Consider the following 7,537-nt stretch of genomic DNA (forward strand, 5'->3'; position numbering starts at 1 on the left):
AGCAGTGGCCCGTAAACGCTGTAGCTGTGGCCGGTGACCCAGCCCACGTCGGCGGTGCACCAGAACAGGTCGTTGTCCTTGAGGTCAAACACCGTGCGCATGGTCAGCGCCGTGCCGACCATGTAGCCGCCGGTGGTGTGCAGGATGCCCTTGGGCTTGCCGGTGCTGCCGGAGGTGTACAGCACGAACAGCGGGTGCTCGGAATCGAGCTGGGCGGCTTCGTGCTCGGCGGACACCTGGGGCGAGAGTTCGTGCCACCAGACATCGCGGCCTGGCTGCATGGTCACGGCGCAGCCCGCCCGCCGCACCACCAGCACCTTCTCGACGGTGGGAGACTGCTCAGCCGCCGCGTCGGCGTTGGCCTTGAGCGCCACCGCAGCGCCCTTGCGAAAGCCGCCGTCAGCGGTAATCAGCAGCTTGCTGGCGGCGTCATTCAGGCGGTCAGCCAGCGCGGACACCGAGAAACCGCCGAACACCACGCTGTGCACCGCGCCGATGCGGGCGCAGGCCAGCATGCCGATGGCGGCCTCGGGAATCAGCGGCAGGTAGATGGTCACGCGGTCCCCGGCCTGCACGCCGAGCGAGAGCAGCATATTGGCGGCGCACTTCACCTCTGCGAGCAATTCCGAGTAGGTGTAGGTCCGCACCTCGCCGTCCTCGCCTTCCCAGACGATGGCGCGTTTACTGCCCAGCCCGGCGGCCACCTGACGGTCCAGGGCGTTGTAGGCGATATTCGTCTGGGCACCCACGAACCATCTGGCGTGCGGCTCCTGCCAGTCGAGCACCTGCGTCCAGGGCGAAAACCAGTGCAGCTCGCTGGCCGCCTCGCTCCAGAAGGCGTCGGGGTCGTCCAGGCTGCGGCGGTACTCGGTGTGGTAGCGCTCGGCAGTGTAACTGGACTGGCGGGCAAACTCGGCGGGCGGCGCGATGCGGCGAGTCTCGTGCAGCACGTTGTCGATATTGGGGGTGGTCTGGATAGAATCGGTCATCGCGGGGCTCTCCTGTGACGTGCTGAGGGATGGACAAAGTTGAGGTTGTGCTCGGTCCGGCCATCCTATACCCGGTGTTGAGACTGGGCCGCTCGGTATCTCGGCAACGAGTGCTGGGTGAACGGCACCCCCCCCAGCCGCGAAGCCGGGGGCCGCCGTTAGCAGTGATTCAGTCGTGCGAGGCCACCGTGCCGTCCACGCCCGCACCGGTGTAGGCCCGGAACTTCATCTCCTCGAAGACGCGGGCGTCGTCGGCCTCGTTGCGGCGGCGGGCGCCGATGGCGGTGCCGAGCATGACCAGCAGGAATCCGGCGGGAATGCTGACCAGGCCGGGGTTCTCCAGCGGGAAGAGGGCGGCGGCCTGCACCGGATGGCGCCCGGTCAGCTTGGTCGGCGGGTCGACGGTGCAAATGTTGGGGCTCAGCGCGATCAGCAGCAGGCAGGTCGTGATGCCGCCCACGATGCCCCAGATGGCGCCGGTGGCGCTGAACTTCTTCCAGAACAAAGTAAACAAAATCACCGGCAGGTTGGCGCTGGCCGCGATGGCGACCACCCCGATAGCCACGGTGGCGAGGCGGGCGACCCGGAACTGATCGCGCTCAGCGGCCTGACCCTTTTTGATGACGCCGTTGTAGATGTCGTGTGTAAAGCTGGCCGAGGCGCTGATGGTCAGGCCCGCGACAAAGGCCAGTCCGAGCTGCCCGCCGAAGGTGCCCGCTCCGCCAAACAGCGCCTCGGCCAGCAGCGGCGCGGCCATGTTACCGGCCTTGTTGGCGGCCTCGATGGCGTCCTTGCCGACCAGCACGTTGGCGGCGTTGCCCAGAAAGCCGTCTGACTCAAGGTCATTGAACCGGGCAGGCCGGGTGTTGGCCGAAACTGGTATTGCGGCGCACCTCGCCACGCCCGCCCCGGCGCTGAGCTATAACCGGCAGCATGACGGCCTCCCCTGCCCTCCTCGACGCCCTGGGCCGCCCGCTGCGCGATCTGCGCATTTCGGTGACGGACCGCTGCAACCTGCGCTGCACCTACTGCATGCCCGGCGAGGTCTTCGGCCCGGATTACGCCTTCTTGCCGCGTGAGGAGCTGCTGACTTTTGAGGAAATCGAGCGCCTGGCCTGCGTATTCACCAGTCTGGGCGTCCAGAAGTTGCGCCTGACCGGAGGCGAGCCGCTGCTCAGGCGTGATCTGCCGAAGCTGGTCGAGCGCCTGAACACTCTTCCCGGCGTGCAGGACATCGCCCTGACGACCAACGGGCTGCTGCTGCCCAAACTCGCCCAGCCGCTCAAGGACGCCGGGTTACGGCGCGTGACCATCAGCCTCGACTCGCTCGACCCAGGCGTCTTCGGGCGGATGAACGGCCTGGGCGTGCATCCGGACAGGGTGATGGCGGGCCTGGAGGCTGCGCTCGTCGCCGGACTCGGCGTCAAAGTCAACACCGTCGTGCAGCGCGGCGTCAACGAAGAGGGGCTGAGCGAACTGTGGCAGGCGCTGCGTGAGAAGGCGGTGGTGCGTTTCATCGAGTTCATGGACGTGGGCAACCATAACGGCTGGAATCTGGACAATGTGGTGCCGTCGAGCGAGGTGATCGCCCGGCTGGGGACTGGAGCGCAGGCGCTGCGCCCGCTTCCGGCCCACTATCCCGGCGAGGTCGCCACGCGCTACCAGGGCGCCGAGGGCTTCGAGGCGGGCGTCATCAGCAGTGTGACCCGTCCGTTTTGCGGCGACTGTTCACGGGCGCGGCTCTCGGCGGTAGGCGGACTGTATACCTGCTTGTTCGCCACCAGCAGCTTCGATCTGCGCGGTCCGCTCCGGTCTGGAAAGAGCGACGCCGAGCTGATTGAGCTGCTGCGCGGCGTCTGGAGCGTGCGCCGGGACCGCTACAGCGAGGAGCGCACAGAGGCCACCGCCCAGACGCGGGTGAAAGTCGAGATGTCGCACATCGGCGGCTGAGGGCGGGTAAGCACCATGTCGAGTACCACGTCAACCGAGCAGCAGCCCTGAGCGCCAGACTGAAGGTCCCAACGTCAAAGAGCGGGCTTGACGACGTGCCAAACGACATTCAACCCGACATTAATTTCTGGATCATTCGCGGCTCCAGCGCTCAGTCGCGGCGGCGTTCTCAGCTCCGCCTCTACAATTGACCTTTCTTGTCAGCTAATCTGTCACTCACCGGGGAACGCGGCACCCAGCGGCTGGTGTGTCAAGTACACGAAGTCGGTTAAGATAGAGCAATCAGGGCACCCGTCTAGGGCACCTACCGGGGACAATCTTAATTTCCGGTGTCTCCTGCTCAACGTTTCGTTTCACGGCTGTCGCACCGCCCCGGAGGGCTTTAAATGGCGAAGTACCCGCTCATCAAAACCACCCTGAAAGACCGTCTGCTGGGCGGGCATTATCAGGAAGGGTTGCCACTGCCCAGCGAGCCGCAACTGGCCCGCGAATTCGAGGTCTCGCGCATGACCGCCCGCCGCGCCATCGACGAGCTGGAGCGCGAGGGCTACGTCTACCGGGTGCAGGGCGCGGGCACCTTTCCCACCGGCAAACGCTTTCGCCAGGGCGTGTTCCGGGTCCGGCCCTTCAAGGAGTGGGCACGCCACCCGGAGCACCGCGCCAACGTGCTGCACGCCATGCAGATTCAGGCCACGCCCGAAATCGCCATCGTCTTGCAGGTCTTGTCGGGCGACCCGGTGATCTTCATTCACCGCCTGCGCACCGCCGGAGACGAGGCGCTGGTCATCGAGAAGCGCTACATCAACGCCGCGCTGGCCCCCGAACTGCTGTCACACAACCTCAGCGCCGAGAGCATCCACGAGGTGATGGTGGCGATGGGCGTGCCGCTGACCCGCGTGGAGCAGGCCCTGGAGGCCGTCAATCTGCGCCAGGAGGAAGCCGATCTGCTGCGCGTGCCGGTGGGCACCGCCGCCTTCTTGCTGCGGCGCACGACCTACAGCGGCACCAAGCGCGTCTCGTATGTCAACTACTGGGTGCGCGGCGACCGCTACGCCTTTCAGGACAGCTTCGAGCCGTAAGCAGCTCACGTCTAGTAGGCCCCGTACAAATTTGAACTCCTGTGCAGTATTTTAAGCCTCTATGGACGCTCCCTCACTGCGCGAACGCCAGAAAGAAAAGCGCCGCACGCGCATCTACAACGTCGCCATCGACCTGTTCAAACAGGGCGGGTTTCAGGCCACCACCGCCACCGACATCGCCAGGGCGTCGAACGTCTCGCGCGGCACCTTTTTCAACTACTACCCGTACAAGGAAGCCGTGCTGCTCGATTACGGCGCCCAGATCATGGGAAGGTTGCGCGAGCTGGCCGAGAGCCGTCTGGCCGAGGGCGTAGCGCCCGCTGGCGTGCTGGAGGAAGTCTGGACCCGTCTGGCCGAGGAGAGCGGGCAGGAGCGCGACCTGATTCCGCCGCTGGCCTACGAGCTGATGAACCCCAGCCCCGAACGCGCCCACATCGCCTACCAGGCCCTGCCGCTGAGCCGGGTGATCGAGCTGGTGCTGCGGCCCATGCAGCAGGCCGGGCAACTGCGCACCGACCTGAGTTTGCAGCGCATGAGCAACCTGATCGCCGACACCTACCTGATGATCGCCCTGCGCTGGAGCGCCTACGGCACCGAGCGCTCGCTGGCCGAGGAGATGCGGCTGACGCTGAGCTTTCTGATGGAAGGGGTGCTGAGGAGGTAGGCAGTGGGGAGTAGGGAGTGGGAAGTGGGAGGCGCGGCCCTGGATGGGGGTCGCGTTTTTTGGTCTGAACAGGTAGGCGCCACGGCGAGCCACCGTGCTCTTCATCCAGATCAACGAGCCGGACGACCACCCCTGCCCAGTCTCCCCCACTTGCTGTACGCCAGCCCCGCCGCAATCAGGTAGGTCAGTGCGTCCACGTTGATGACCAGCACGCCGATTCGCTCGCCCAGCACGCCGGACACACCCATGCCCACGAGCTGACTCAGGCCCACCAGACCAAAACACAGGCTGAACACCCGGCCCCGCAGCTCCGGCGGTGAGGCCCGCTGCAAACCCAGCGTCTGGGCCGTGCCGAAAATGGCAAAGGGCAGGCCCGCCAGCGCCGTGATGAGCACCGCAGGCCAGATTGAGGGGTACAGCAGCGCGTAGTTGAAGTAGGCCAGCAGCAGCACTCCACTGCCGAGCGCTCCCACCGCCAGCAACTTCAGCGCCGTCCAGCGGTCGGCCAGGCGGCCCACCAGCCAGGCGCCGATGAGGCCGCCGAGCGCCTGCGCCGAAAAAATCAGCCCCAATGTCTGCCCGTCGCCGCCCAGCACGCTCCGCACGAAAGGCGCCATCAGCGTCGAGACGAAACCCTCCCCGAAGCCGACCACCGCCGCGACCAGGCAGATCAGCCGCAAAGTAAAACTGGAGCGCACCACCTCCAGCCCGGAGCGCCATTCAAGCAGGAAGGCTGGGCGTCCGGGCGGGCGCACCGCGACCGAACTCACCACGCCCAGCAGCAGCCCCGCCGCCAGCAGGTAGGTCAGCGCGTCGAAGACGATCACCGCCGCAAAACCCAGCTCAGTGAGCAGCACGCCGCCCAGCACCGGGCCGAGCAGCCGCGCCAGGTTGCCGTTCAGCGCGTTCAGGCCGTTCGCCTCGCCCAGCCGTTCGGGGCTGACCAGCGCGGGCAGCAGGGCGTGTTCCGCCGGGCCGAGAAACTGACCCACGCTGGAATGCACGAAGCTCACGAGCACGAAGCCCCACCAGGCCGCCTGCGCCGTGAATAAAAAACCCAGCGTGACCAGGCTCAGCGCCAGGTTAGTCAGCACCAGCACCCGGCGGTAGTCCGAGCGATCCACCACGACCCCAGCGAACTGACCCACCATCACGCCCGGCAGCGCCCCGGCCATGACCACCAGCGCGGTGATGAGGGTCGAATTCGTCTGGTTGTAGACCTGCACCGGCAGCGCGATGAACAGAGCGCCGTTGCCGAGCCAGGAAATCAGCCCGGAGAGCCAGACACGGAGGAAACTGGGTTGGAACAGAAGCGAACGCTGAGGCTCAGACATGCCTCCACGCTGACGGGTACGCTACTGCAAATGACAGACACCGATTCACCTAGCATGAATCTGCACCGCGTCACCGATCCACGCCAGGCCGCGCTGCTGACCAAGCCGACCAGCAAGCAGTATTTCGCGCCGTTTCTGGCCCAGAGCCGGACCGTGAAAGACGCGGCGCAAATCGTCGGCTGTGAGCTGAATACCATGCTCTACCGGGTGAAGGTGATGCTGGACGCCGAGCTGATTGAGGTCGTAGAGCGCCGCCCCCGCGCCGGGCGCACCGTGCAGGTCTACAGGTCGGTACATGACGGCTATTTCGTGTCGTTCGGGACCACGCCCTACGCCACGCTGGAAGACCGGGTAGCCGCGCAGGGCAAACCGATCTTCGCCCGGTTGACCGAAGCCTACTGCGCCATGCTGCACGAGCACCGGCATTCCGGCCACGCGCTGATGCTCAACGAGCACGGCGCGGTGTACACCACCGATCTGCCACCGGAAGCGACGCCAGATGGGCGCCCGGTGCTGTTCCGCGACATGACGGTGCATCTGGACGTGGCGCAGGCTCAGGCAGTAGCCGCGCAGCTCGCGCAGGCGTTTGAGCAGGCGCAGACGTTCGGGGGAGCAAAGCAGGTCAGTGAGCGTTCAGAGCAGGCGAGCGAGTATGTGCTGATGGTGGCGTTGATTCCGGTGCAGAGGTAGGGCGAGATCCGTAACGAAGTTCAGGATGACGATACGGGACCGGAGAATATCCCCTTCAGCACAATAAAAAACGCGGCCCCATCACCAGGCCGCGTCTTGGCGGGGGTAGCTTACGACTCGCTGCTCTCGCCCTCGCTCGACTCAGCGGCCACTTCGGCTTTGGCTTCTTCGAGGCTGGTGTCGCCTTCCAGCACGGCTTCGGCAGCGGCTTCGCTGAGTTCGCCGGACGCGACCATGCCCGCGACGCTGGCGGCCTGGGTCTCGGCGGCGGCCTCGTCGGCGCTCATGCGCGGCGGCAGGACGCTGACGACCATCACACTACTTTCACCAGCGAGCTTGACGCCTTCGGGCAGCTTGATGTCACCGGCAAACACATGGTCGCCGATTTTGAGGTTGGTCACGTCGATGACCAGTTCCTGGGGAATGCGGCGCGGACCGGGGGCGATGATGTGCAGGCTGTGCAGCACGACATCGACCAGGCCGCCCATGATCTCGCCCTGGGCTTTGCCCTTGGTGTGGACCGGCACGGTGACCTCGATGGGCTCGCCGTAAGTGACCATGTAGAAATCGACGTGCTGGGCAATGCGCTTACGCTTGTCCATCTGCACGGCTTTGACCAGCGCGGGGAAGGTCTGGCCGCCCTCGATGGCGATGTCGAACAGTCCGGCGGTGCCCTGGGCACGGAAGGCCCGGTCAAAAGCCTTGAGGTCGATGGCGAACGAGACGTTGTTTTCTTTGTTGTAGGCGACGGCGGGAATAAACCCCTCCGCCAGCTTTTCCTGTTTGCTTCTCTGGGTGGCTTTCAGTTCCATGTTGGTCTCTCCTTGCTGC

The 7,537-nt window shown here is 65.6% G+C and carries 8 protein-coding genes; 4 read left to right on the top strand and 4 right to left on the bottom strand.

The features are described from left to right. Together Q0R23_RS07630 and Q0R23_RS07635 are read right to left on the bottom strand one after the other, a co-directional pair. On the bottom strand, positions 1 to 989 hold a 989-nt coding region (locus Q0R23_RS07630), incomplete at its 3' end, for an AMP-binding protein (protein ID WP_293911866.1). 169 nt (positions 990 to 1,158) lie between these two features. After that, positions 1,159 to 1,890: a hypothetical protein gene (locus Q0R23_RS07635; protein WP_293911868.1), complete on the bottom strand. Its 732-nt coding sequence runs from the start codon at positions 1,888 to 1,890 to the stop codon at positions 1,159 to 1,161. 32 nt (positions 1,891 to 1,922) lie between these two features. Here Q0R23_RS07635 and moaA point away from each other — a divergent pair, with 32 nt between their 5' ends. The 3 genes from moaA to Q0R23_RS07650 all read left to right on the top strand — a co-directional run bounded on the left by moaA (position 1,923) and on the right by Q0R23_RS07650 (position 4,682). Continuing rightward, complete coding sequence (moaA, locus tag Q0R23_RS07640) at positions 1,923 to 2,939, top strand: GTP 3',8-cyclase MoaA (RefSeq protein ID WP_293911869.1); 1,017 nt, start codon at positions 1,923 to 1,925, stop codon at positions 2,937 to 2,939. A gap of 386 nt (positions 2,940 to 3,325) precedes the next feature. Next, the gene (locus Q0R23_RS07645) at positions 3,326 to 4,018 is read left to right on the top strand and encodes a GntR family transcriptional regulator (RefSeq protein ID WP_293911871.1); all 693 of its coding nucleotides are present in this window, start codon (positions 3,326 to 3,328) and stop codon (positions 4,016 to 4,018) included. A gap of 61 nt (positions 4,019 to 4,079) precedes the next feature. Continuing rightward, positions 4,080 to 4,682: a TetR/AcrR family transcriptional regulator gene (locus tag Q0R23_RS07650; RefSeq protein ID WP_293911873.1), complete on the top strand. Its 603-nt coding sequence runs from the start codon at positions 4,080 to 4,082 to the stop codon at positions 4,680 to 4,682. Positions 4,683 to 4,792: 110 nt separating this feature from the next. Here the strand turns inward: Q0R23_RS07650 and Q0R23_RS07655 are convergent, their stop codons facing one another. Beyond that, positions 4,793 to 6,016, bottom strand: coding sequence for an MFS transporter (locus Q0R23_RS07655; RefSeq protein ID WP_293911874.1), 1,224 nt, complete (start codon positions 6,014 to 6,016; stop codon positions 4,793 to 4,795). A gap of 30 nt (positions 6,017 to 6,046) precedes the next feature. On the opposite strand from Q0R23_RS07655, the gene Q0R23_RS07660 reads away from it, so the two are divergent. Further along, the gene (locus tag Q0R23_RS07660) at positions 6,047 to 6,706 is read left to right on the top strand and encodes a hypothetical protein (RefSeq protein ID WP_293911875.1); all 660 of its coding nucleotides are present in this window, start codon (positions 6,047 to 6,049) and stop codon (positions 6,704 to 6,706) included. A 110-nt stretch (positions 6,707 to 6,816) separates the two neighbouring features. Here Q0R23_RS07660 and Q0R23_RS07665 read toward each other — a convergent pair whose 3' ends face one another. After that, positions 6,817 to 7,518 (bottom strand): 50S ribosomal protein L25/general stress protein Ctc, encoded by a 702-nt coding sequence (locus Q0R23_RS07665; RefSeq protein WP_293911877.1) that lies wholly within the window; start codon positions 7,516 to 7,518, stop codon positions 6,817 to 6,819. Positions 7,519 to 7,537: the final 19 nt, after the last annotated feature.

This window comes from Deinococcus sp., from assembly GCF_025362455.1.
GTDB lineage: Bacteria > Deinococcota > Deinococci > Deinococcales > Deinococcaceae > Deinococcus.